The organism is Pandoraea iniqua, assembly GCF_902459685.1.
Taxonomy (GTDB): Bacteria; Pseudomonadota; Gammaproteobacteria; order Burkholderiales; family Burkholderiaceae; genus Pandoraea; species Pandoraea iniqua.
In genome coordinates this window covers 82,236-108,133 of record NZ_CABPSF010000010.1, presented here as the reverse complement: position 1 = coordinate 108,133, position 25,898 = coordinate 82,236, and the positions used below count along the sequence as shown (strand labels likewise).

Here is a 25,898-nt window from a genome sequence, read left to right as displayed (position 1 = left end):
GGTGATACAACGAAAAGCATACATTAAAATAATTAGGTATACAAATTTATTGTCGCGGCATGGGAGACCGCCGGCGCCGTATGCGCCGGGTGGTTCTGGAATCATCACTGTCCGGAAATGACGTCGCCATCGCTTTGGAGGCAGGCGACGAACAGGCGCATATTCAGGTACATGACAATTAGTTAGTTATACGAAATATATTGCCATTATCTGTGCGATCCGGCGACAGTGGCGACGCCGCGGCGGTGCTATCATGGCCGGCCGCTGCAGGGCGGTTGGCGCATTGGGGAAGGCATTAAATGAAAACATGGGCGTTTCCTCTGGCCGCCGGGGCGCTGATCGCCTCGCCGGCATTCGCGCAATCGAGCGTCACGATGTTCGGCGTGGCAGATGCGAGTCTTCGCTATCTGTCGGGCGCTACCAGTGACAACAAGAGCAGCTTCGCGCTCACCGACGGCGCCATTTCGCAAAGCCGTTGGGGCATCTACGGAAAAGAAGATCTCGGTCAGGGCATGAAGGCACTCTTCATGCTCGAGGGCGGCTATCACCTGAACAACGGCACGTCGCAGCGCAGCGGCAAGATCTTCAACCGCAAGGCCTACGTCGGCCTCGAAGGCGACTACGGCAAGGTCACCATCGGCACACAGGACAACCCGCTCTGGGAGCTCCTGATCGAAGGCTGGGACCCGCTCACCGTCGGCAACTACGACCAGAACGAGTGGATGCCGGTCGTATTCGGCACGAACGGCCCGAACGGTGGCAATAACGCGGTCAAATACACCAAGCGATATCAGGACATCCAAGTCGGTCTGGAGTACATCGTCGGCGGTGTGCCGGGCAGCACGGCGCGCAATTCCGGCTATGTCCTCTCGGTGGCGTACGTGGGCAAGCCGTTCGGCATTGCCGCGAACGTGTTGCAGAACCGGGACATCCAAGCCAACACGCAGATGATCTACAACTTGGATCTCAAGTACGAATGGGGTCCGGCGACGCTCACGCTCGGCTACTACAACAGCAACGACAAGACCGGCTTCGTCGACGGCTTCCTCTCGGGCCGTGGCGTGACGGGCGGCCCGAACCCGCGCAAGGACAACGCGTTCTTCGCGGGCGTGGCGTATCAGGTATCGAAGCCGCTGACGCTTTCCGCCGCCGTCTACTACGACCGTGCCACCAACGTGAACGGTGTGACGGGAGACGCAGGCGACGGATCGCGGGAAACCTACGTGTTGCTGGCGGAGTACGGCTTCTCGCGCCGCACCACGCTCTACGGCACGGTGGACTACAGCGTCGGTCACGGCGCGCAGCGCGCCGAGTTTCCGAATGGCCACGACCAGACCGGCGTAGGCGTCGGCCTGCGGCACCGGTTCTGATCGGCACTCCCGGAAGGCTTCATACGTCGTACCTTCACCGCTGATTCATTGACCGTTGATCGTTGACCCCTGACTTCTGGCCCTTCACCACCGCGATGGTTGCGGTGGTTTTTTTATGCCCGAGAGGTCTGTGCAATGCGGGCGCAAAAAAACGCGCCGTCGCCCGAAGGCTGACGGCGCGTTTTCTTTTTGAGGCCGCGGTCCGCGGCGGGCGCTTTACTCGAAGTTGCGGCGGCGGACTTGCGCGGCAACCAGCGCGTACATGACGGCGGCGATCGCCGTACAAACGCAGAAGGTCGTGATAATGGCGTACCCCATGGCCATCGGCCCGCTGAAGAACAGATGCGAGATCGCGGCAGCGACCGTCGGCCCTAAGGCAAGGCCGAGCAGGTTTTGCACGAGGAAGAACAGCGACGATAGCTTGCCCATCATTCGCCCCGGTGTGATCTGCGCCATCGTCGCGCCGGCCGACGACGGAATCGGGCTGGCAAAAAACGTGTGACACACGTACAGCACGACCGCGAGCGCGTGGTTGTCCGTGAAGGCGAGCAACAGCGTCGCGAGACAGGAGAGGAACGTCGAGACCATCGCCACTTCGAGGGGTGCAGCGCGGCGCCCGCGGCGCGATAACCTGTCCATGACCGCACCGAGCAGCACCAGCCCTGCCGGCACCGAGATCATCATCAGCGGCCCGAGCATGCGGCCGATGCTCGGCAGCGGCAATTGCCAGACACGCGAGATAACGGTGGGCAGCCAAGCGTTGAAGCCCGAGATCGCCATCGCGTAGAGCGTGGCGGCCGTCCACAACGGCACGTAAAGACGCCACTCGCTGCGAACGAAGCGCAGCGCGTCGCGATAGCCCGGTGCATCGCTGGGCTGCTGCTTCGCGGCGCGCTTGGGTTCACGCAGCGTCAGCATCAGCAACGCGAGCGGAATGCCGACCAGCCCCGGCACGACGATCACGAATTGCCACGGCCGCAGCGACCCGAGAATCGGCCAGTGCGCAACGTCGCCGCTCTGCGACAGGCTGAGCAGCGTGCCGCCGACGAACAGCGAGAAGCCAACGCCCAGCATCGGCCCCATGTGATAGATGCCAAACGCGCGGCCGCGCCGGTCCGGCGGAAACGTGTCCCGAATCATCGAATAAGCGGCAGGCTGCAACGCGCCCTCGCCGATGCCGATACCGGTGCGTCCGAGAAAGAGCTGGACGTAGTTCGACGCAAAGCCGCACAGCACCGTCATCGACGACCAGACGAACACCGCCCAACCGACGATACCGCGACGGCTGAACCGGTCGGCCAGATACCCGGCGGGAATACTGAACGTGCTGTAGAGCACCACGAACGAGAGCCCGAGCAGCAGGCTCATCTGGAAGTCGCTCACGCCCAGTTCCTGTTTGAGCGGGCCAACCACGAGCGAAAGCGACGAGCGGTCGACAAACGACAGCACAAAGATGGCCGTGAGCACGATCAGCATGTACCAGTCGCGCCAACCAACACGGCGAGTGTCGCTGCCGGATGGCTGCACCGCGGGTGCGGAAGAGGGTGTGGCAGGCGCAGGATCGTGCGGGGGCGCGTTCGCCGGGCTGGCGTCCATCGCGGATTGGGTCATGTCTGCCTCCAGTATCGTTATCGTAGTGAGTGCTGTGCGCGACTCGCGGCTTGCGGCTCGTGAAACGGTACCTGCCCGCAATTCGGCGCAGCCTAACACGCATACTATATGCCTGTTATGAGCAGTGTCAAACATGACGAAAAAAACGCTGCGGGCCGTTGACAACCGAAATACAACCCGCCTATTCTTTGCCAAAACACGCATACAGTAATACACATTCAGCGTGATTGGCATCGCGCTTTTCCTGTGCGTGCCGCCATCGAGGAGACACACATGAGACAAGCAAGCGTCGTTCGCCGGTGCGAGGCACCGGTGCCGTATCGGGAGGCGCACTGATGGCACGCATCGTTTTCGCGATGGGGTGTTCGCACGGGCCGATGCTCGCGACCCCGCCTGATATGTGGCACTTGCGCGCCGGGGCAGATCGCAAGAATGCACAACACTGGTTCCGGGGCGAGGCAATGCCCTACGACGCGCTGCTGATCGCCCGCGCCGCTGAGTCCCCGCAGTTTGCCGACGCCATCACGCCCGACGCAAAGCAGATGCGCTTCGACGCCTGTCAGCGTGCGCTCGATACGCTCGCCGACCGATTTGCCGTGGCGCGGCCCGACGTGGTGATTCTGCTGGGCAACGATCAGCGCGAAGTCTTCAAAGACGATCTGACGCCATCGATCACGGTCTATGCGGGCGAGCGCATCGAGAACATTCCCCTCACTGAAGCACAAGTCGCGCGCCTGCCACCGGGCGTCGCCGTGGCCGAAGCGGGGCACTGCCCGCCGCAAGGCGCCACGTATCCCGGATCGCCCGGGGTGGCCGATGCACTGATCCGGTCGCTGTGCGACGCGCACTTCGATGTCGCGCGATCGGTGCGCCTGCCCGGCGGAGAGGATCGCCAGCACGGCATTCCCCATGCCTTCGGATTTCTCTACCGGCGCATCATGCGCGACCTGCCACCGCCGAGCGTGCCGATTTTCCTGAACGTGGGCGTGGCGCCCAACCAGCCGCGCGCGGCGCGGTGTCTGGCGCTCGGTCATGCGCTACGCGCCGCCATCGAGCGTTTGCCCAGCGACATGCGCGTGGCGGTGCTCGCCTCCGGTGGCATGACGCATTTCGTCATCGACGAAGCCCTCGACAAACGCGTGCTGAATGCTTTCGCCGCGCGCGACGAGACCGCGCTGGCCGACATTCCCGAGTCGTACTTCAACGGCAACACCGCAGAGATCAAGAGCTGGTACCCGCTGGCTGCCGCGATGCACGACATCGACTGGCACATGACGCTCGTCGACTACGTGCCGTGCTATCGCACCGAGGCGGGGACGGGCAACGCGATGGCATTCGCTTACTGGGCACCGGCATGACACACGCTGCACGCCACATGCAGCAGGCCGCCCGACTTTCGACCCTCACACAATCTGGCAAGGACACGCCATGAACGCCACTTCAGACACCGTCTCACGACTGCGCAAACTCGATGCCTGCGCTGTCTCGGATGCCCTCGACAAGCTCGGGCTGCCCAGCACCGTCAGTCACCTGCCGCAACGATCGGGCGCGCGACGCATCGCCGGGCGTGCCGTCACCGTGAAACTCGTTGCCGCTGCCGATGCCCCCGCCACGACCGGCGCGCCGCGTCATCTCGGCACCACGGCCGTCATGCTGGCGGGCCCCGACGACGTGATCGTCGTCGAGCAACGCACGGGGATCGACGCAGGCAGTTGGGGCGGCATCCTCTCGCTCGCTGCCGTACAGCGCGGCATCGCGGGTGTCGTTGCCGATGGTCCCGTGCGCGATATCGACGAAGCCCGCGACTACGACCTGCCAGTGTTCTGCCGCGCGCTGACCGCACGCACTGCCCGCTCGCGCGTGGCGGAAGCCGGCACCAACATTCCGATCAATGTGGACGGTTTCGACGTCGCCGCCGGCGACTATGTGATCGCCGACAACAGCGCCGTGGTCTTCGTGAGCGCGGCCGAGATCGATCGCGTGCTCGACGTCGCAGAACAGATTGCGCTGCGCGAGGCGGCCATGGCCAAGGCACTGCTGGCCGGCCACCCCGTCACCGAAGTGATGGGGGCGAACTACGAACACATGCTGCGGGACACCGCGGCGTAAGTCGTCGCATTAGTCGTCGCATTAGTCAGCGCAAACGTTGTCGCATAAGTCACCGCATAAGCCGCCGGCCGCTCGCCGCACCCGATACCCCTTCAGGAGACACCACATGACGCAACCGCAAGACACCAACGTCGCACGCGCGGCGGCACTCGACACAGCAACACTGAGCGACGCGCTCGACCGGCTCGGCATCGCCGGTCAATGCCATCAGGTCAAAGCACGTGACAGCCGTTATCGCATGGCCGGCCGCGCGTACACATTGCAGTACGGTCCGGCCAGCACGCCCCCGGGCACCGTCGGCGACTACATCGACGACATCCCGGCGGGCACGGTGCTCGTGCTCGACAACGGCGGCCGCGAGGACTGCACCGTGTGGGGCGACATCCTCACGGAAATCGCCCATCGGCGCGGCATCGCGGGCACGGTCATCGACGGCATCTGCCGCGATGTCTCGCTCGCGTTCGAACTCGGTTATCCGATCTTCAGCCGGGGCAACTGGATGCGCACCGGCAAGGACCGCGTGCAGGTCGAAGCGGTGGGCGTCGCGGTCAATATCGGCAACGCGCGCGTGCATCCCGGCGACATCCTGCGCGGCGATGCCGACGGCGTGATTGTGATCCCGCAGGCGCATGAAGCGGCCGTACTCGATGCAGCAGAAGCGATCGACGCCGCGGAACGCCACATTCGCGAGGCGGTGCGTGGCGGCAAGCGTCTGGACGATGCCCGCAAGGAACTGGGCTATCACCAGTTGCAAACGCGCCAACGTTAAGGAGACGACGCATGGACACCACTTCGCGCGGGACGTCGCTAACTTCACTAACGTCACTAACGTCAACTACGCCACTCACGTCGCAATTTCCGTTCGCCCGTCTGTCGACGGTCAATCTCGATTTCGCGCGGCCGGATCCGGCGCTGGTGGCGAGTGTGGCCGCGTTGCCGGTCGCCACGCTTCACGAGGCGGCGGGCAAGATTGGCGCCCTGCCCGCCGCGATCAAACCGATGGCCCCATCGTTTCGGGTATGCGGCCCGGCACTGACCGTGGATGCCCCGCCCGCCGACAACCTCTGGCTGCATCGTGCGCTGGCCTTGGCCAGCCCCGGCGATGTGCTGGTGGTGCGTGTCGCCGGACATTACGACGCCGGCTATTGGGGGGAAGTGATGTCGACCATGGGCCGAGCACGCAAGCTCGGCGGCCTTGTGATCGACGGATGCGTGCGCGATGGCGCGATTCTGGAGCGCTTCGGCTTCCCCGTCTTTGCGCGCGGCTTATGCATACGCGGGACGGGCAAAGACTTCGATGCGCGGGGGTGGATCGGCTACCCGGTGCGCATCGAGGACATCGTCATTGCGCCGGGCGACGTCGTCGTGGGCGATGCCGACGGTGTCGTGGCGTTGCCGCAGGGCTCGCTCGAGGCGGTGGTGAGCCACGCCCATGAGCGCGAGGCGAAGGAGGCAGACATCATTCGCCGGCTAGAGGCCGGTGAAGCGTCGCTGGACATCTACGGCTGGAATCGTTGATACCGCTGATGCGGCTGATGCCGTAATGAAGGCAGCGGGCAGCGGTCTGTACTCGATGACTGCTGCGCCCGCTAACAGGCAGTGCTGGTCCGCTTGGGGGTGGGCCGGCTTTTTGCAAACCGCGTCGGGGGACGCGGTTTCTTTTTTGCCGGCGCCGCAAAATGTCAGCGCTTGGCAGCAGCCTTGGTGGCCGCATCGCGCGCGGCGAGATACTTCTCGCGCAGCACCGTGAGGTTCTGCGAGACGACCTGACGTGCGGCCTCATCGTTGCGCGCGCGAATCGCATTGAGCAGTTCGCGGTGGCGCTTGATCACGCCTTTGGCCACCGTCTCGGTGGTGTACGGCGTGAGCGAGCGATATAGCACGTGCACGATCGCCTGCATCATCGCTTCGAGAAAGTGGTTGTGCGACGCATGCGCCACCGCGTTACGAAACGCCATCGATGCCTGCGTGAACTCGTGTTGCGTGCCCACCAGCGCCTGCGCATTCTCCAGTGCCAGCTCCAGCGCTTCGATGTCTTCTGCCGTCGCTGCCTGAGCGGCCAGTGCGGCGACCGCGACCTCTATCGTGAACTGCGCATCGAAGATCTCTTCGGCCGACATGCCCACGAGCTTGAGCTGAATCGCCAGCGCTTCGGAGAAGAGCGACGGATTGCCTTGGGCGATACGTGCGCCGCCACCGGCCCCCGTGCGGATATCGACGACACCCAGCGCCTGCAAGCGGCCCAGCGCTTCGCGAATCGGCAGACGGCTCACGCCGAACTGCGTGGCGAGGTCGTTTTCGGAGCCGAGGAAATCACCCGGAGCGAAGTGCCCGTCGAGCAATGCCTCCTTGATCTGACGTTCGACGCGCATGGCGGTCGATTCGGCGCGGCCGAGTTTCCAGACGGGTGTTTCTGCTTTTTCGCGTGGCATGGGATTCCTGGTCGTTTTGTCGGCAACAAGATACTACATTGCGCATAGCCTAGGTCGGTACGCGCTGCGCTTCGGTCAGGTGCGCCAGCAGGGCCTCGCGCGGCACGTTGCGCATGATGAAGACGAAGCGTGAGCATCGTTCGGTATTAGCGGCTGCATAGGCAGCATGGGCAGCACGGCCACCATCGGCACCATCGGCACGCCCGGGCCACGCCGGCAGAGTCTCGGGAGGATGCAGGCAGTGCTGCACACCGTGTACGACCACGGGGCCGGCTTCACCCGCCACATCGACCAATCCCTTCAAACGCAGCAATTCATTGCCGTGATGAAAGACGACAGCGCCAAGCCAACTGCTCAACACGTCCCAATCGAGGGGCGTCTCCAGCGTGATGCAATGCGCGGTGACGTCGGCGCGATGCGGGGCGCCGACGCCCTCGCCGGGCAGCAACGTTAGCGGAACGCAGTCGGTGCACGCGGCGGTGCCGTGGGAATTACACACGGATCGATAGCGCGGCGACCGCGTGTGCGCAGGCGCGTCGTGCCAGCGCAGCGTCACGTCCGCGACGTTGTCTGCCGCATGCATGCCGAGGCCAAGCACGTCCGACGGTGCGATGCGGCCGTGCTCGCACAAATGCTGGGATGCCGCCGGATTTTGCCGGGCCAGCGCCGCACGAAGCGCGTCGAGTGCGTCGTCGTCGACAAGGTCGGCCTTGGTGATGAGCAACCGGTCGGCGAGCAGCACCTGACGCAGCGCTTCCGGTTGTTGTGCAAGCTGCGACATCGAATGCACAGCGTCCACCGTGACGATGACCGCATCGAGCACGAAGCGTCGTGACAGCGCGGGGTCACGCAGCAGTGTCGCCACCACGGCGCTCGGATCGGCCAGACCGCTGGTCTCGATCACGACGCGCGAAAACGGTGTGATCTCGCCACCGAGCAACTGCGTATGCAGCGACAGCAGCGTCTCGCTCAGATCGTCGCGAACGGCGCAGCACACGCAGCCACTATCCAACAGCACCGTGTGCGCATCGAGTGTCTCGACGAGCAGATGGTCCAGCCCCACTTCCCCGAACTCGTTGACGATCACGGCCGTGTCGCCCATGCCGGGGTGCGCGAGTAACGACCGCAACAGGGTGGTCTTGCCGCTGCCGAGAAAACCCGTGAGGAGCGTGACCGGCAAGCGGGCGTCGGTGGCTGACATGGTCGATTCGATGGGCAGTGGAGAGGACGGATCGGGCAGAAAATCGGCGGTTCGGAACATGGTCGTCGCAGCGTAGAGTACGTCCCGCCGAGAGACCTTGACGCTGATCAAGCGGTGTACGCATCGAAGTATAATGCGCATACAGTATGTTTGTAATCGTATCCCGTCAATAGGCGAAACCGCCTAAATTCGCGGGTTTCCACGACATTAGCGGGAAACCGCAGGGAAACTGCGGGGCGATTACACGGACATCGAAGGCCGCCAAGGGATGGCAAGTCGCACGACAAAGGGCGTTGACACGCCAAATAAACACGCATACAGTATGCGCAAATGCACTGTTGAAAGCGGTGCGCATCCCACAAAAAACGGACGGAGACATCCATGCTCAGCGAGGCAAAAAACCAGTTGTTGACGCAGGTCGGGCCCGGCACGCCGATGGGCGATTTGCTGCGGCGTTACTGGCATCCGATTGGGGCCGAGAGCGAGTTCGACGAGATTTCAGTGCGGCCGGCGCGTCTGTTCGGTGAAGACCTCGTGCTCTATAAGGATCTGTCGGGCAACTACGGGCTGGTGGATCGTCAATGTCCTCACCGTCGCGCCGATCTGGCCTATGGATTCGTGGAAAAGTGCGGTCTGCGCTGCAACTATCACGGCTGGCTGTACGACGAGAAAGGCCAGTGCACCGAGCAGCCGTATGAAGACATTGCCAATCCGCAGGTGCGCCTGAAAGACCGCATCAAGATCAAGTCGTATCCGGTGCAGGTCAAGGCCGGCATGATCTGGGCCTACATGGGGCCGCTGCCGGCGCCGCTCGTGCCGACGTGGGAGCCGTTCACGTGGGCGAATGGTTTCCGTCAGGTCGTCATTTCGGAAGTGCCCTGCAACTGGTTCCAGTGTCAGGAAAACTCCATCGACCCGGTGCACTTCGAGTGGATGCATTCAAACTGGAGCGTCCGGCTGCGCGGCGATACCGGCCCCTACTCCCCGACGCACACGAAGCTCGGCTTCGAGGAATTCGAGTACGGCCTGATCTACAAGCGCGTTCGCGAAGACACCGACGAGAAGCACCCGTTGTGGGCGGTGGGCCGTCTGGCGCTGTGGCCGAACGTGTTCTGTCTGGGCGATCACTTCGAATGGCGCGTGCCCATCGACGACGAGAACACACTGTCGATCACTTGGGCTTTCAACCGCGTGCCACGCGAGCGCGAGCCGTACGTGCAGGAGAAAATCCCCGCGTGGTACGGCCCGGTCAAAGACGAGGCTACCGGGCAGTGGATCTCCAGTCACGTGATGAATCAGGACTTCGTCGCGTGGGTCGGACAGGGACGCATCGCCGACCGCACGCAGGAGAATCTCGGGGCGAGCGACCGGGGTATCGCGATGTTGCGCCGACACTTTTTCGATGAACTCGACGCCGTTGCGCAGGGCCGCGATCCGAAAGGGCTGGTGCGCGACGACGCCAAGAACGCGTGCATCGAACTGCCGGTCGCCGCGCGCCGTCTGTTTGTCGATGGGCTGACGCGTGACGAGCTCAAGGCGCATCCGATCATCGGCAAACACCTCAAGGAATACGCCTTTCAGGCCGGGCAGCCCGAAGCCATCAAGCACGCGTTCCACGACGCGATGGGCGTACGCGTAGACGCGCAGGGCAACGTGGTCGATGCCGACCTGACAGACGCACCCAGCGAACCCAGCCAACGCAGCCAGACCGGCCAGACCCACATTTCACGCGAGTCAGTCCGGCAGTCGTACCCGATCCATCCGATTCGGGACGAGCGCCATGACTAAGATCGTGCTGGCCATGGGGACGTCTCACGGGCCAATGCTCTCCACGCCGCCCGCCGACTGGGATCTGCGCGTCCGCGCCGACCGCGCCGAGCCAGCCCATCCGTTTCGCGGGCAAACCCACAGCTTCGACGCACTGATGACGCTGCGGGCCAGCGAGGGCCTCGAAGCCCAAGTCACGCTCCCGGCGCGCGAGGCGCACGCGGCACGCTGTGCCGCGGCACTCGAAGTCCTCTCGCAGGCATTGGCAGACGCGGCCCCCGACATCGTCGTGATCGTCGGTAACGATCAGCGCGAAGTCTTCGGACCGGCAATCACGCCTGCATTGTGGCTCTACGGCGGCGAGTCGGTTTTCGACGAACCGGTGAGCGAGGCGCGTCTGGCGAAGATGCCGCCCGGCATCTCGATCTCCTCGGCGGCCATCAAGCCGGGGGCACGCACCGAATACCCAGCGCATGCCCCGCTCGCGCGGCATCTCGCGACGGCATTTACCGACCGGGGGCACGACATCACGCTCTCGACCGAAGTCCCGCAGCGCGGCAACGACGGTCCGACCGGCATGCCGCACGCCTTTGGCTTCGTCTATCAACGGGTGATGCAGGGCCGCGTGCCGCCGCACGTGCCGATCATGCTCAACACCTTCTATCCGCCCAACCAGCCGCGCGCCACCCGTTGCGTTGACCTCGGACTGGCCCTGCGCGATGCGCTGAACGCATGGCCGCACGACGTTCGCGTTGCATTGATCGCCTCCGGCGGGTTGAGTCACTTCGTCATCGACGAAGCATTCGACCGCGCCTTGCTCGACGCGATGGCGCGGGGCGATAACGCGTATCTGCGCGGGATCGACGAGGCGCTGCTTCAGTCGGGCACCTCGGAAGTGAAGAACTGGTTGCCGGTCATTGCAGCGGCCAATGCCGAAGCGATGACGATGCAACTGGTCGACTACGTACCGTGTTACCGCTCGGCGGCCGGCACGGGCAACGCCATGGGCTTCGTGCTCTGGCATCCGGCCGACTGAGGCCAGCCGCCGCGCACACCCCGCAGAGGGTGACGCGCCGGCCCCACCTGCAAGGAGGCAGGCATGCTTTCCACGCAAGACAACGAAACTCTCACCCGGGTGGGACCCGGTACGCCCATGGGCGAACTGTTCCGCCGCTTCTGGCTGCCCGCGCTGCTCTCTGCGGAGATCGGCGAGCGTGACGGCGCCCCCGTGCGTTTGCGCTTGTTGTGCGAAGACCTCGTCGCGTTTCGCGATACAGAAGGCCGCGTGGGCATTGTGGATGCCTACTGCGCGCACCGCCGCGCCGGACTCTTCTTCGGCCGTAACGAAGATTGCGGCTTGCGTTGCGTCTATCACGGCTGGAAGTTCGATGTGAACGGACAGTGTGTGGAGATGCCGTCCGAGCCGCATGAAAATCCGCAAACGCACAACGTTCGCATCAAGGCGTATCTCACGGCCGAGCGCAACGGGGTGGTGTGGGTGTACATGGGACCGCGCGAATCGGTGCCCGCGCTGCCGGACTTCGAATGGTCGCGGCTGCCCGAGCGTCAACACACGGCGACCAAGCGGTTGCAGTCGTGCAACTGGGCGCAGGCCGTCGAAGGCGGTATCGATTCGAGCCACATTTCGTTTCTGCACAGCCGCACCGAATCAGCCGCTGGCACGCCGGGCAATCGCTATCACGCGTCCGACCGGCACCCGGTCTTCGAAGTGAGCGACGCCGGGCACGGGCTCGTGATCGCTGCTCGCCGTCATGCGGAACCCGGCACGTACTACTGGCGTGTCACGCAATTCCTGCTGCCTTGCTACACGATGATTCCGCCCGTGGGCAACTTCGCTGAGTCGAGCCAAGAGCCGTACGACGGCCACGCGTGGGTGCCCATCGACGACGAAACCACGTGGACGTGGTCTTTCAGCGCAAGCCCCGCGCGTGCTTATCGCGACGAGGAGATTGCGTTTCGCGGCGGTCGCGAGGGCTTCTGGGGACCGGTCGACGAGGGCTATCAACCACTGCTGCATCGGAGCAACGACTACCGCATCGACCGGGCACGCCAGCGCACGTCCAACTTCACCGGCATCGAAGGCATTCCGAATCAGGATGCCGCCGTGCAGGAAAGCATGGGGCCCATCGTGGACCGGTCGCAGGAGCGTCTTGGGGCGTCCGATCGCGGCATCGTGCGCTTTCGCCGGTTGATGCTGGGTCTCGCACGCGATCTCTCACAAGGGCAGGTGCCTGCCTGTGCGAACGACGGGGCGCGCTACAACGTTCGGCCTGCGTCGATGCTGCTGCCGCAAGACATTCCCGTACTCGACGGCGCGGCAGCACTGCTGCGCGGCGCACCGGCGCAGGCGTCGTGACGGCGCACTGCGCAACACCTTCCCCTTTTTATCTCTGTTCCATCGCAACCCAGTCTCAAACCTGACACCGGAGTTCAGCATGATCATCGATTGCCACGCACACGTAAGCGCACCGACCGAATTGTGGGCCTACAAGGCCAGTCTGCTGGCGAGCCGCGGCTCGCATGGACGCGGACGCATCAACGTCTCCGACGACGAGATCCGCGCCGCCGCCAATCGTGCGGAGACGTGGCCGAAGGGTCACCTCGACTACATCCGCGACCACGGCACCGACCTGCAACTGGTCTCGCCGCGCCCGTTCCAACTGATGCAGTCGGAGAAGCCATCGAAGCTGGTGCACTGGTTCACCGAAGAGTGCAACAACATCATCTATCGCCAGACGCAACTGTTCCCGCAGACCTTCGCCGGCGTGGCGGGGCTGCCGCAAACGGCCGGCGATCCCATCGAACAGGCGCTGCCCGAGCTGGAACGTTGCATCAACGAACTGGGCTTTGCAGGCTGTCTGCTCAATCCCGATCCGTTTGAGAACGGTGTCGCCGAAGCGCCGCCGCTGGGCGATCGCTACTGGTATCCGCTGTACGAGAAGTTGTGCGAGCTCGATGTGCCTGCGCACATCCACGGTACCGGGTCGCGCTCCGAGCGCGTGCCGTATTCGCTGCACTTCATCAACGAAGAGACGATTGCGGTCTTCGGTCTCGTGAACTCCGACGTCTTCAAGGACTTCCCGAACCTGAAGATCGTGGTGAGCCATGGGGGGGGTGCGGTGCCGTACCAGATCGGCCGCTTCGATGCGCCGACGCTGCGCCGCCCGAACGGTCAGCGTTTTTCGGAGCGTCTGCGCAATCTGTACTTCGACACGGTGCTGTACACCGAAGAGGCACTGTCGTTGCTGATCAAGACGGTGGGTGTCGATCGTTGTCTGTTCGGCACGGAATGCCCGGGCGTCGGCTCGGCCGTCAATCCCGCCACCGGCCGCTCGATGGACGACGTGCGCTCGCTCATCGACAAGCTCGACTGGTTGAGCGCAGACGACCGCCGCAAGATCTATGAAGACAACGCGCGTCACGTCTTCCGTCTGCCCGCCAAGGTCGCGGCATAACCGGCTGCGCACGACGCTATGAACATGTCCGACTTCACCGACACGCTGATCGTCAACGTCGTGCGACGCGCGCAGGAGACGGCCGCCGTTGCCGTCTTCGAACTGCGGGCACCCGACGACAGTGCGCTGCCACCGTTCACCGCCGGGGCGCATATCGAGTTGTTTCTGCGCGACGGGCTGTCGCGATGCTATTCGCTGCTCAACGATCCGGGCGAACAGCATCGCTATGTCATCGGCGTGAACCGGGATGCGGCGAGCCGTGGCGGCTCTGCTTTCGTGCACGAGCACCTGCACGAAGGCGGGGCGCTCAGGATCAGTGCGCCGCGCAATCACTTCCCGCTCGACGAGACGGCGGCACGCACCGGGCACACCGTGCTCGTGGCGGGCGGCATCGGCGTCACGCCGTTGTTGTCGATGGCCGCCCGTCTCGAAGCGATGCAGCGCCCTTGGACGCTGCATTACTGTGCGCGCTCCCGCGAGACGGCAGCGTTCGCAGAACATCTGGAAAGCGCTGCTTTCGCACACGGGCGTGTCGAATGGCACTTTGATCGCGCGCCGGGACAAGGTTCGCTCGATCTCGGCCGGCTCATCAATGAAGTGTCTGCCGGCACGCACCTGTACTGCTGCGGGCCGTCGCCGATGTTGAAGGCGTTCGAGGCGGAAGTGGCACGTCGCAGGGATTGCCACGGACATGTGGAGTATTTCGCAGGCGTCGGTGCACCTGAAGGTTCCGCTGGCCAATACGACGTGGTGCTCGCGAAAAGCGGGAAGATCGTCGTGGTCAAGCCGGGACAAACGATGCTCGATGCGTTGCTCGACGCCGGCGTGGACGCCCCGTATTCTTGTCGCGAAGGCGTTTGCGGGACGTGCGAAGTTGCGGTACTCGAAGGCACGCCCGAGCATCGTGACCTCGTGTTGAGTCAGGACGAACGGGCCAGCGGCCGCACCGTCATGATCTGCTGCTCCGGTTGCCGAGGCGACCGGCTGGTGCTCGATCTGTAGCAACGCCTATCACTATCAATGCGTCCGGCACAGGACGCTGGAGGAGACGACATGCAAAGCGGTTTCACTCATACCATCGACGGTCGCGGCGAATCGAGCGACGCCTCGTTCGACGTCATCAATCCCGGGACCGGCGCGCCGTTCGCCGCGTGTCCCGATGCGTCTCGCGATCAACTGGATCGCGCGGTGGCTGCCGCGCGCCGCGCATTCGACACGTGGCGCGAGACAACTCCGGTTGAGCGCCGCGACATGCTGCGTGGTTTTGCCGAGGCGCTGCGCGCGCGCAGTACCGAAATCGCCACGCTGCTCACCCGCGAGCAAGGCAAGCCGTTCGCGCGGGCACAGGACGAACTGGGTCGCGCATTCGCCAATCTGGAAGGCCTGCTGGCGATCGAACTGAAGCCGGAGTTGTTGCGTGACAACGAGCGCGGTCACGTCGAGTTGCAGTACCACCCGCTCGGTGTGGTCGGCGCGATCACCCCGTGGAATGTGCCCGTGTTGCTCGCGCTGCCGAAGATCACGCAGTCGCTCTACACGGGCAACACCATCGTGCTGAAGCCCTCGCCGTACACGCCGCTCACGACACTGCTCATTGGAGAGATCGCACGCGAGCATTTCCCGCCCGGCGTGGTGAACGTCATCGCCGGGGGCAACGATCTGGGCGCGTGGATGACCGAGCATCCCGGCATCGACAAGATCTCTTTCACCGGGTCGGTCGCGACCGGCAAGCGGGTCATGGCGAGTGCGGCCAGCACGCTCAAGCGCGTGACGCTGGAGCTTGGCGGCAACGATGCGGCCATCGTGCTCGACGACGTCGATGTGAAGGCCCTCGCACCGCGCCTGTTCTGGGCATCGTTCGGCAACAGCGGTCAGATATGCATGGCCATCAAGCGTTTGTATGTCCACGAGAAGGTGTACGACGCTGTGTGCGATGCGCTGGTGGAGATCGCTCGCCGGGTGAAGGTTGGTGAAGGTTTTGAAGAAGGTGTGTTGATGGGGCCTGTGCAGAACCGCATGCAGTACGAGCGTGTGCTGGCGCTTATTGAGGACACGCGGCAGCAAAACGCGCGCATTTTGTGCGGCGGCGAAGCGTTGCCGCGCCCGGGGTATTTCATTGCACCGACCATCGTGGCCGATATCGCCGAGGGAACGCGGCTTGTGGATGAGGAGCCGTTCGGACCGGTGCTGCCGGTGATCCGGTTCAGCGATGTGGATGATGTGGTGCGGCGTGCCAACAACACGCGGTTCGGCTTGTCGGGCTCGGTCTGGAGTGCGGATCCTGCGCGGGCGCGAGAGATTGCACAACGGCTCGAAGTGGGGACGGCGTGGATCAATCACCACGTGGGCGTGGAATACGACGTGCCGTTCGGCGGCACCAAGGAGTCGGGCATCGGTCGCGAGTATGGTGCGCAGGGTCTGAAGAATTACACCGAGACGCGGGCAGTGAGTGTGCCGATCCTGCCGCCGATGGCACCGATGGCTCCCAAGACACCTGCCTCCGCCGCGCAGGCAGCAGCGCCGATCAACGCTATGCAGCGCTGAGTGCGCCAACGAATCGTTCAGGAGAGACGACATGTCCACCACGAATACGCCGGGTCACACCGGCATGAGTCTGTCGGCGCGCGCCGATGCGCTGGAACATCGGATGATCGAGGAGCTGGACTGCAAGATCGTTCGCTCGGTGATTTTCACCTCGGGCGATCGTGACCCGACGGCACCGATCATGCCGCCGCCCGGCGGCAAGCCCGATCCGCGGCATTTTCTGATGGGCGACGATCCGCGCCTTCAGCCAATGCCGGAGCGGCCCACGTTGCTCGACTTCTTCCGTCACCGCTTTGCACCGGCGAACCACCTGCTGCAAAGCGCAACGCACGCGCTCAAGGCCGGGCACGACGAGAAGACGATTCTCGCGTGTTTGTTGCATGACATCAGCGTGTCGGGTTTCATTCGCGCCGATCACGGGTACTGGGGGGCGCAGTTGCTTGCCCCTTACGTCGACGAGGAAGTCAGTTGGGCCATTCGCTACCATCAGGCGCTGCGCTTCTTCCCCGATGCGTCGGTGGGTTACGACTACCCCGAGGCCTATATCCGGTACTTTGGCGGGGATTATGAGCCGGAGGACTACGTCAAGGCCGACTGGGAGTACGCCCGCAATCACAAGTGGTACATGACGAGCCGGCTGATCACGCTGAACGATATCTACTCGTTCGACCCGAACGCGCAGGTAAGCTGGGATCCGTTTATCGACATCATCGGGCGGCATTTCAAGCAGCCGAAGGAAGGACTTGGTTTTGACGGTTCACCGTCCGCGCATATGTGGCGGACTATTATCTGGCCGACGAAGTTTTTGTGATGGCTGACGGGGGCGGTACGGTCTCAGAGAAGGTGCCGCCCGCAGCCCCGATCCACCGTCGGCTGTGAAAATACAAAAGGGGGATGCGTGAAGATCGCTTCCCCCTTTTTCGACCAGCGTGCGTTACCAGCTCAGACGCACTCCGGCATTGCCTTCCGCCGTGCTCCGGTGCGAGCCGCCCAGATTGAACCAGTAACCGCCCGTCAGGTAGAGACTGACGCGTTGATTCAGCTTCGCGTAGACGCCAGCGCCCACGTGCCCTTGCGTCGATCCGACCGACGAATCGATCTTGGTGGTGTCGGAGAAGTTCACAGTGTCGGTGCCGCCGAAGTAGCGCAACACGTCCAGACGCAAATACGGCTTCCAGTTGATGCCGTTCGCCTGAAACTGCGTCTGAAGTCGCAAACCGAGCCGCCCGATCAGTTCGTTCGCGCTCTTGAACGACACCGTTGCTGCGGGGTCGGTCAGATCGTTGATGTGCGTGTACTGATAGATCAACTGGGCTTGCGGTTCAAGCGACAAGCCGTACGGCAGCGGCAACGGCACCCCGCCTTCCAGCGACGCCGTGAACGCATTCGCCCGCGTCGTAGCGGTATTGCCTTGCAGCGACGACGGATTCACCGACATGGTCGAGCCCATCAACACGGTATCGACATACCAACCGCTCGGTGCGATACGTGTCCAGTAGGCGCCAAGGCTGTACGAGTTGATGGCGAGGCTGCCGGCGGCCAGATCCTGCGTGGCCAATGCGAAACCCTTCACGTCGCCACTGCCTCGGGCGAAACCGAAGAAGAGACCGGCGTGATCGCGGTAGCCGCTATCGGTCGTGTTCGAATAGACGTCCTGCCCGACTTGCAACCCGAAGATCGTGCCACTGAACGACTGATTGACCGTGCCGGTGTGGTCTTGAGACATGTGATCGCCCCACACGCGGCCCCAGCCGCCGCCCCACTTGCCGTTTTCATCGAGCAGGTCTTGCCCGCCCATGCGATCGTGGAACGTGCCGATCTGCTGCACGGCGATCTCGCGCGCCAACGCCGAAATCTGCGAGTAGACCGGGACTTCGGTTCGATACAGCGGAGTTTCGGGATCGACGGGCGGGACGGGCACGATCGGGTCGATCGGCGGGCGCGTCGGGTCGAGCGTGGTCGAGCGCAGGTACCAGTTGTCTTGCGTACCGGGGGTAATGCCACCGCGGTACAGGTAGTAGGTATAAGCGCCTGCATTCGCCGTGCCGCCAGTAAATGCCGAGCCCGCTGTTGACGCCCCGTTCACCGTCTGCACGACCTGAATACCGTCACCGGTGGTTTGCCCACCCGTGCCACCCGCGTTGGCGATCTTCAGCGTGGTGCTGCCGGTCGCCGTTCCGCCATTGATGATGATCTTGTCAGTCGGCGAATTGTCGGTGCCCAGTTGCGTGCGAAGCGATGCGGTCGCTTGCTGGCCGACGTAGTTGCCTGCCACGGTCAACGTGTTGCCGACACCCGGGCCTGCCAACTGAAGCAGTGCGGCGTTGGTGAACGTGCCGTTGACCGTCAGGTTGCCCGTGGCACCGGAGGCGAAGCCCGGCGTGGCGTTGGCGACCGCGACGGTGCCCGTGTTCTGCACGGCACCGGTGACGCTGCCGTAGCCGCCCAGCGTTGCGCCACTGGCCACCGTAACAGCGCCGCCACCGGACAGCGCTGCCCCCGAGGACGCGGGATCGCCCACGGCCAGCACCCCGGCGTTGATGTTTGTTGCGCCCGTGTAGGTGCTGTTGCCGTTGAGCACGAGCGACCCGGCGCCGATCTTGGTCAGTGCGCCAGTGCCGGTGATACCCTGCGTGATCGTCGAGTTGAACCCGTTGGTATCGATCGTGCCGCCCGCGGTATCGAGTGCGACGGCGCGGCCGGCAGCGAGATTGAAACTGGCCCCGAGTTGCAACGTACCGCCGTTGAACGTGAGCGCGCCGCCGGGGGCACCTAGGCTGCTGTCTTGGCTGACGACCAGTGTCCCGGCGTAGAGCGTCCACGGCGTGAGTGCGGTGGTACTGCCGGTGAGTGTCCAGACACTGGTGCCCGTCTTGTGGAAGGCCGAAAAACCTTGATATTGGGCTGTCGGACCGATCAACGACGTATTGAAACTGCTGTTGGCCGTCCCGCCAAGGATGAAGGTGTTGGTACCGACATTCGCATCGACGGTGCCGGTGATGGCAGATCCGGCGCGCAGTTCGAGCGAATTGGTGCCGGCATTGAATTGGATCGCGTCGGCGACGGTGCCATCTGCGCCGGTGCCGCCCGCGATAGCGCCGCTATTGATCACAGCGACGTTCTGGCCCTGAATACCGATACCGCCTGCGCCTGCTGCACCCGCCGTACCGCCGGTTCCGCCTGCCCCACCGGCGCCGCCGCTGATCGAGCCCGTGTTCGTGATGGTGCCGCCGTTGTTGGTCACCAAGACCCCTGCGCCGCCTGCGCCGCCCGCACCGCCGACACTATTGGCGCCGCCGCCACCGCCCCGGTTGCCGATACCGCCGGTAATCGTGCCGGCGTTATTCATGGAGCCGCCGGCGGTAACCACCACCCCGGCACCGCCGCCACCGCCTGCGCCGCCCGCCGACGTGGCGTTTCCGCCGCCGCCGCCGGTACCGCCATCGCCACCGGTAATCTTGCCGGTGCTGGCGTTGGTCACCGTCCCGGTCCCGGCGACGCGCACCCCCGCACCGCCCACGTCGCCATGGCCACCGGTCGTGTTGGCGCCGTTCCCGCCATTGCCGCCGTCGCCACCGGTGACGACACCGGAATTGCCGACAGTTCCATTGCCGCTGAGGGAAATGCCGTCGCCGCCCACGCCACCGCCGCCGCCACCGCCCGCACTGTCGTCACCGCCTTGACCGCCCTTGATGACACCGGTCGACGCGTTGGTGACCGTTCCGGCGCCCACGAGGCTGACCCCGTTGCCGCCGGCCGCCGCCTCACCGCCCACACCGGTCCCGGTACTGTTGCCAGCGCCGCCGCCGCGATTGCCCACGCCACCGAGAATGGTGCCGGCGTTCGTCACGACGCCGCCGCCGTTGAGCCGGACACCGTCGCCGCCCTGCCCGCCGTCGGCGCCGACACCACCGGTAACGGTGCCGGTGCCGGTACCACCGACGAAGGTCGCGCTTTGTGCGCTCCCGCCGCCGCCCGTGCCGCCGTTACCGCCGACAATCGTGCCGGTCGTCTGGTTGTTGAGTCTGCCGCTACCGTCGATGAGCACGCCGACGCCGCCCGCGCCACCGAGCCCGCCGTTGCCGGAAACCGCTAGTGCACCCGCAGCGAGTGCGGAGCCGCCGTTTTCCCCGTTGCCACCGTTGCCGCCGGTAATCATGCCGCTGTTGGTTACGGTACTGCCGCCGGAAAGGGTTGCCCCATTGCCGCCCACGCCCGCGTCGCCACCCCGTCCGCCGTAGGGGACGACTGCGCCGCTGGCACTGACGGATCCGCTGCCGCCACCGTTGCCACCGGCACCGCCAGTGACAACGCCTGAGGTACCGTTCACGAACGTGCCGCCTTGTGCCGAAACGACGGCATCGCCCCCTGAGCCGCCTGCGCCGCCGTTACCTGCAATGAAATTGGTGCCGTTGCCGGTGCCTGCAGAGGTCGTGTTGCCAAAGCTGCCGCCGCCACCGCCGTTACCGCCCTGACCGCCGACCACCGTGCCGGTGTTGGTGGACTGTTGGCTGGTGGTGAGTTGCACCCCGACGCCGCCTGCACCGCCGCCGCCGCCATTGCCGCCGCCACCGGTACCCGTGCTGTCGGTGCCGCCACCGCCGCCGCCGTTACCGCCGCGTCCGCCCGCGATCGCGCCGCTGTTGGTTTGTCCGCCGGGGAGCTCGATACCGACCCCGCCCGCGCCGCCACCACCGCCGCCAGCGCCATTGCCGAGTGCGCCGGTGACGTTTGTCGCTCCGCCGGTGCCACCGGTACCGCCGGTGCCACCCGAAAGCCCGGGTACGCCGGAGCCCGCCTGACCTGCGTCACCATTGCCACCACCGCCACCACCGGTGCCACCCGCGCCGCCATTGCCGCCACTGCCTGCGGCGCCCGTGCCATCCACACTGCCGCCGCCGCCGCCGTTGCCGCCGGTGCCGTTGGTATTGCTGGCGTCAGTGCCGGCGCCACCGTTGGGTGCTCCGGCGCTACCGCCTGCGCAAGTGACACCCGGCGCAGCGGTGCAACCACCGGTGCCGCCGGCGGCAAACGCTTGCGACATCGGGAAGGTGACCAGCGCAGCGGCGCTGAGCGCGGCCGCCATTGCGGTGCGTACTGGGGACGCGGGGGATGCGAGCCATGCGGAAGGAGAGGATTGATGCGAGAGGGATTTGCCGGGTGCCACACTCATCCGCATTCGGACCGCGCGTGCGATAGCAGTGGGGGAATCTTTACGTTCGGTGCGGTCAATGCGATACGACATATCGGTTCGGCCTCCAACGTAGTTTGGAGAAAAAAGTCTACCAAATTTCATTCCCTTACCGATACGTCATTTCATTCATATACAAACACTCGGATGTAGTCCGAATTTGTTTTTCGCTTTGAACGATTCCCTTAATATTCCAGTGATTGGAAGGCTTTAATTCCAATACTCTGAGGTAAAAGTAGCGGCCGATATTCGATCTGAATCATCAGGGCATTGAGATGATCGCGGGCATGTAGGACGATGCCTACAGGGCCCTCCCTCTCAAAACTGGCGGGTTGGCATATGGGTCGCTCTGTAGTCCGAACAGTTATTCATCACAACAATTTCGAATGTCGTTCGGAATTAAATGGCGGTGAAAATATTTCGAACGATGCCTCATCATCATTCGATGCGAATGAGAGATGCAGGATCGATGTAGGGAATGGAGATCGGCGAAGCGCACCCAGCGATCGATTAATCGCGGTTTAAGCCACGCGATGTTGACGAACCAATTTTCGATGACCGCAAAAGCAAAAGGCCCACATGCGAACATGTGGGCCTTGCTTGTTTGGTGCCGGCTGCAGGACTCGAACCCGCCACCTGATGATTACAAATCAACTGCTCTACCAGATGAGCTAAGCCGGCGAAGTCGCACATTGTAACCGATTCATTGGCTATTGCGACTACCTGTCAGTGCAAAATTCCTCACAACTGCGCCCGTTTGGGGAACCGCTCAAGGAGCCGCCCCCATCCGCACACGACGCTGCGAATTACTTCACGACCTTCAGGTGTCCACGCGGGGCATTGCTGCCAGCCGCGCCGTTACCGCCCGGACGCGGCGGTTCCGGATCGTCTTCGTCAGACTCCGGCGACGACGGTACCGACTCCAACTCCGGTCCCGCATCCGCCTGTGCCTGCTTGTCGACCGGGAAGGCCATTCCCTGACCATTCTCGCGGGCATAAATCGCCAGCACGTTCGGGACCTGCACCTCAACCTTCTGCGAGATGCCGCCGAAGCGGGCGCTGAATTCAATCCAGTCGTTGCCCATCTGGAGCCCGCTCGTGGCATCGAAGCTGATGTTCAGCACGATCTCGCCATCTTTCACAAACTCGCGCGGAACTCGTGTCTTGGCATCGACATGCACGGCCAGATACGGCGTGTACCCGTTATCGGTACACCACTCGTACAGCGCGCGCAGTAAATAGGGCTTGGTAGACGTTTCAGGAGGCATAAGACATTTCGTCCCCCTTGGCCAGCCAGCCCGCCAACTTCGACAGGCCGGCCCGCGCCAGCGGGGTATCGACGCATTCGCGACGTAATAACGCCGTATTAACGACGCATGACCTTTTCGGACGGCGTCAGCGCTTCAATGTACGCCGGACGGCTGAAAATACGCTCGGCATACTTCATCAACGGGGCAGCATTCTTCGACAACTCAATGCCGTAGTGGTCCAGACGCCACAGCAGCGGCGCAATCGCCACGTCGAGCATCGAGAATTCTTCGCCCAGCATGTACTTGTTCTTCAAGAAGATCGGTGCAAGCTGCGTCAGACGATCACGAATCGATTGGCGAGCGGCCTGATGGGCCTTCTCGGCCGCACGGCCCTTGTCGTTCTCAAGCGTGCTCACATGCACGAACAACTCTTTCTCGAAGTTGAACAGGAACAGGCGCGCACGCGCACGCTGCACCGGGTCCGCCGGCATCAACTGCGGATGCGGGAAACGCTCGTCAATGTACTCATTGATGATGTTCGATTCGTACAGAATCAGGTCGCGTTCAACAAGAATCGGCACCTGACCGTACGGGTTCATCACCGCAATGTCTTCCGGCTTGTTGAACAGGTCGACGTCACGGATCTCAAAATCCATGCCTTTTTCGAACAGAACCAGCCGGCAACGCTGGGAGAAGGGGCAGGTCGTGCCCGAGTACAAAACCATCATAGCGCGTCTTCCTTAAAAACCAACGGGGCCGGGGTGGGAAACCGACGCTTCCCTGACCCTGGCCCCGTCGTACAGACGTTATTTTACTTCACGTCCTTCCAATAGGCCGCATTCAGGCGCCAGGCAAGCACCGTAAAGAGTCCCAAGAACAACAAAACCCAGACGCCAAGCTGCCTACGCGTACGCTGCGCCGGCTCCGACATCCAATCCAGATAAGATACCAGATCAGCCATGGCAGAATCGAATTCCACCGGTTTCATCAATCCTTGAGTGATCTGCACGAACTGTGCCGGGCCATGCTCCGCGCCCTCCACATGCTTCAATCCACGCTGTCCCTGCAACTGCCAGAACGGGTTCGGCATGCCCACATTCGGGAACGCCACGTTGTTCCAGCCCGTCGGGCGCGCATCGTCACGATAGAACGTGCGCAGGTACGTATACAACCAGTCCGTCCCCCGCGCACGCGCCTCCACCGACAAATCCGGCGGCGCCGAACCGAACCAGTCCTTCGCATCCGCCGCACGCATCGCCACGGTCATCGTCTCGCCAATCTTGTCGGTCGTGAAAAGCAGATTGTTCTTGATCTCCGCTTCCGATAACCCAAGATCCTTGAGACGCGAATACCGCATCGATGCCGCCGAGTGGCAATTCAGACAGTAATTCACGAAAAGCTTGGCCCCGCGTTGCAGCGACGCCAGATCGTCCACGCGGTTGGGCGCCGTGTCGAGCGGCCCGCCCTCTTCCGCCATGGCCGGCGCCACAAAACCGCTGAGGAGCGCCAGGATGAGCAACAGTTTTTTCATCTTGATATCCCTAGTCGACTTGAGTGCGCTCAATGCGCCGCGAAGGTGACGCGCTCGGGCACCGGCTTGAACGTGCCGCGTTTGCTCCAGATCGGCATCAGCCAGAAGAATCCGAAGTAATACAGCGCGCCGATTTGCGAGACCGCAGTCTTCACGGGCGTCGGCTCCTGGATACCCAGGTAACCCAGCACAGCAAAGATGACGACGAGGATACCCAACAACACCTTATGAAATCCCGGACGGTACCGGATCGACTTCACCGGGCTCTGGTCCAGCCACGGCAGGAAGAACAGCGTCACCACCGCGCCGCCCATCACCACCACGCCCCAGAACTTGGCTTCGATCAGGAACATCGCCAGCAACAGCAACACCACGCCACCGGAACCCGCCACCTTGGTGGTTGCCGCTGCGCGACCCTTGATCCACCACACGGCCGCGACGATCACCGTCAACGCCATCAGCACGTGCTTGAAGTCATCGGTCGTGGCCCGCAGCATCGAGTAGAACGGCGTGAAGTACCAGACCGGTGCGATGTGCGGCGGCGTCTTGAGCGAGTCGGACGGGATGAAGTTGTTCGCTTCGAGGAAGTACCCGCCCATCGTCGGCGCAAAGAACACGATCGCCGAGAACACCATCAGGAACACGCCCACACCCATGATGTCGTGCACGGTGTAGTACGGATGGAACGGAATGCCGTCGAGCGGGCGGCCGTTGGCGTCCTTCTTGTCCTTGATCTCGATGCCGTCGGGGTTGTTCGAACCCACTTCGTGCAACGCAATGATGTGCGCCACGATCAGCCCGATCAGCACCAGCGGAATCGCGATCACGTGGAAGGCGAAGAAGCGGTTGAGCGTTGCGTCCGACACCACGTAGTCGCCGCGAATCCACAGCGACAGATCCGGGCCGATGAACGGAATTGCCGAGAAGAGGTTCACGATCACCTGTGCGCCCCAGTACGACATCTGGCCCCACGGCAGCAGATACCCGAAGAACGCCTCGGCCATCAGGCACAGGAAGATCAGACACCCGAACACCCACACCAGCTCACGCGGCTTGCGGTACGAACCGTACAACAGCCCGCGGAACATATGCAGATACACCACCACGAAGAACATCGACGCGCCCGTGGAGTGCATGTAGCGGATGAGCCATCCCCACGGCACCTCGCGCATGATGTATTCGACCGACGCAAACGCAAGGTTGGCGTCCGGCTTGTAGTTCATCACCAAAAAAATGCCGGTGACGATCTGAATCACCAGCACCAACATCGCCAGCGATCCGAAGAAATACCAGAAGTTAAAGTTTTTAGGGGCGTAGTACTCGGAAGCGTGATCTTTCCAAAGCTGTGTCAGCGGGAAGCGACGATCGATCCAGCCCAGCAAGCCCGTCGTGTCGACCTGTTTGTCGGCGGCCATG

Annotated in this window: 20 protein-coding genes and 1 tRNA gene; 12 read left to right on the top strand and 9 right to left on the bottom strand. The window is 63.5% G+C overall.

Annotation, left to right across the window (positions count from 1 at the left end; translation table 11 throughout):
* Window positions 1-299 precede the first annotated feature (299 nt).
* Entirely contained in the window at window positions 300-1,370 is a 1,071-nt protein-coding gene (locus tag PIN31009_RS25485; protein ID WP_150791938.1) for a porin, read from the top strand.
* 216 nt (window positions 1,371-1,586) lie between these two features.
* Here PIN31009_RS25485 and PIN31009_RS25480 read toward each other — a convergent pair whose 3' ends face one another.
* Window positions 1,587-2,981 carry an MFS transporter gene (locus PIN31009_RS25480; RefSeq protein WP_174996281.1) on the bottom strand — a complete coding sequence of 465 codons (1,395 nt, stop codon included), beginning with the start codon at window positions 2,979-2,981 and terminating at the stop codon, window positions 1,587-1,589.
* A 335-nt stretch (window positions 2,982-3,316) separates the two neighbouring features.
* Between PIN31009_RS25480 and PIN31009_RS25475 the strand changes: the two genes are divergently transcribed.
* The 4 genes from PIN31009_RS25475 (at window position 3,317) to PIN31009_RS25460 (ending at window position 6,608) form a co-directional block, all read left to right on the top strand.
* Window positions 3,317-4,339 (top strand): DODA-type extradiol aromatic ring-opening family dioxygenase, encoded by a 1,023-nt coding sequence (locus PIN31009_RS25475; RefSeq protein ID WP_150791936.1) that lies wholly within the window; start codon window positions 3,317-3,319, stop codon window positions 4,337-4,339.
* A 70-nt stretch (window positions 4,340-4,409) separates the two neighbouring features.
* Window positions 4,410-5,090 (top strand): RraA family protein, encoded by a 681-nt coding sequence (locus PIN31009_RS25470; RefSeq protein ID WP_150791935.1) that lies wholly within the window; start codon window positions 4,410-4,412, stop codon window positions 5,088-5,090.
* A gap of 106 nt (window positions 5,091-5,196) precedes the next feature.
* Entirely contained in the window at window positions 5,197-5,859 is a 663-nt protein-coding gene (locus PIN31009_RS25465; protein WP_150791934.1) for an RraA family protein, read from the top strand.
* Between the two features lie 11 nt (window positions 5,860-5,870).
* Window positions 5,871-6,608 carry an RraA family protein gene (locus PIN31009_RS25460; protein WP_150791933.1) on the top strand — a complete coding sequence of 246 codons (738 nt, stop codon included), beginning with the start codon at window positions 5,871-5,873 and terminating at the stop codon, window positions 6,606-6,608.
* Between the two features lie 164 nt (window positions 6,609-6,772).
* Here the strand turns inward: PIN31009_RS25460 and PIN31009_RS25455 are convergent, their stop codons facing one another.
* Together PIN31009_RS25455 and PIN31009_RS25450 are read right to left on the bottom strand one after the other, a co-directional pair.
* Window positions 6,773-7,522: a FadR/GntR family transcriptional regulator gene (locus tag PIN31009_RS25455; RefSeq protein WP_058376300.1), complete on the bottom strand. Its 750-nt coding sequence runs from the start codon at window positions 7,520-7,522 to the stop codon at window positions 6,773-6,775.
* 49 nt (window positions 7,523-7,571) lie between these two features.
* On the bottom strand, window positions 7,572-8,723 hold the full coding sequence (locus tag PIN31009_RS25450; protein ID WP_174997392.1) for a CobW family GTP-binding protein: 1,152 nt from the start codon (window positions 8,721-8,723) through the stop codon (window positions 7,572-7,574).
* Between the two features lie 381 nt (window positions 8,724-9,104).
* Between PIN31009_RS25450 and PIN31009_RS25445 the strand changes: the two genes are divergently transcribed.
* The 7 genes from PIN31009_RS25445 (at window position 9,105) to PIN31009_RS25415 (ending at window position 17,321) form a co-directional block, all read left to right on the top strand.
* Window positions 9,105-10,511: an aromatic ring-hydroxylating oxygenase subunit alpha gene (locus tag PIN31009_RS25445; protein ID WP_150791931.1), complete on the top strand. Its 1,407-nt coding sequence runs from the start codon at window positions 9,105-9,107 to the stop codon at window positions 10,509-10,511.
* Window positions 10,504-11,526, top strand: a complete 1,023-nt coding sequence (locus PIN31009_RS25440) for a DODA-type extradiol aromatic ring-opening family dioxygenase (protein ID WP_150686643.1) — start codon at window positions 10,504-10,506, stop codon at window positions 11,524-11,526. Before PIN31009_RS25445 ends, PIN31009_RS25440 begins: the two co-directional genes overlap by 8 nt.
* Window positions 11,527-11,589: 63 nt before the next feature.
* The gene (locus PIN31009_RS25435) at window positions 11,590-12,867 is read left to right on the top strand and encodes a Rieske 2Fe-2S domain-containing protein (protein ID WP_150686644.1); all 1,278 of its coding nucleotides are present in this window, start codon (window positions 11,590-11,592) and stop codon (window positions 12,865-12,867) included.
* Window positions 12,868-12,946: 79 nt separating this feature from the next.
* On the top strand, window positions 12,947-13,966 hold the full coding sequence (locus tag PIN31009_RS25430; RefSeq protein WP_150791930.1) for an amidohydrolase family protein: 1,020 nt from the start codon (window positions 12,947-12,949) through the stop codon (window positions 13,964-13,966).
* Window positions 13,967-13,990: 24 nt separating this feature from the next.
* Complete coding sequence (locus PIN31009_RS25425; protein ID WP_150791929.1) at window positions 13,991-14,968, top strand: PDR/VanB family oxidoreductase; 978 nt, start codon at window positions 13,991-13,993, stop codon at window positions 14,966-14,968.
* Window positions 14,969-15,019: 51 nt separating this feature from the next.
* On the top strand, window positions 15,020-16,510 hold the full coding sequence (locus PIN31009_RS25420) for an aldehyde dehydrogenase family protein (protein ID WP_150791928.1): 1,491 nt from the start codon (window positions 15,020-15,022) through the stop codon (window positions 16,508-16,510).
* A gap of 31 nt (window positions 16,511-16,541) precedes the next feature.
* Entirely contained in the window at window positions 16,542-17,321 is a 780-nt protein-coding gene (locus PIN31009_RS25415; RefSeq protein ID WP_217426840.1) for an HD domain-containing protein, read from the top strand.
* A 123-nt stretch (window positions 17,322-17,444) separates the two neighbouring features.
* Here the strand turns inward: PIN31009_RS25415 and PIN31009_RS28410 are convergent, their stop codons facing one another.
* From PIN31009_RS28410 to PIN31009_RS25375, 6 genes are all read right to left on the bottom strand, one after another.
* Entirely contained in the window at window positions 17,445-21,596 is a 4,152-nt protein-coding gene (locus PIN31009_RS28410) for an autotransporter outer membrane beta-barrel domain-containing protein (RefSeq protein ID WP_174997390.1), read from the bottom strand.
* A gap of 710 nt (window positions 21,597-22,306) precedes the next feature.
* Window positions 22,307-22,382: transfer RNA gene (locus PIN31009_RS25395), tRNA-Thr, on the bottom strand.
* Between the two features lie 125 nt (window positions 22,383-22,507).
* Window positions 22,508-22,969, bottom strand: a complete 462-nt coding sequence (locus tag PIN31009_RS25390) for a ClpXP protease specificity-enhancing factor (RefSeq protein ID WP_058376311.1) — start codon at window positions 22,967-22,969, stop codon at window positions 22,508-22,510.
* Between the two features lie 98 nt (window positions 22,970-23,067).
* Window positions 23,068-23,679, bottom strand: a complete 612-nt coding sequence (locus tag PIN31009_RS25385) for a glutathione S-transferase N-terminal domain-containing protein (RefSeq protein WP_058376312.1) — start codon at window positions 23,677-23,679, stop codon at window positions 23,068-23,070.
* A gap of 83 nt (window positions 23,680-23,762) precedes the next feature.
* Window positions 23,763-24,482 (bottom strand): cytochrome c1, encoded by a 720-nt coding sequence (locus PIN31009_RS25380; RefSeq protein WP_150686647.1) that lies wholly within the window; start codon window positions 24,480-24,482, stop codon window positions 23,763-23,765.
* Between the two features lie 29 nt (window positions 24,483-24,511).
* Complete coding sequence (locus PIN31009_RS25375; RefSeq protein ID WP_058376314.1) at window positions 24,512-25,897, bottom strand: cytochrome b; 1,386 nt, start codon at window positions 25,895-25,897, stop codon at window positions 24,512-24,514.
* Window position 25,898 lies beyond the last annotated feature (1 nt).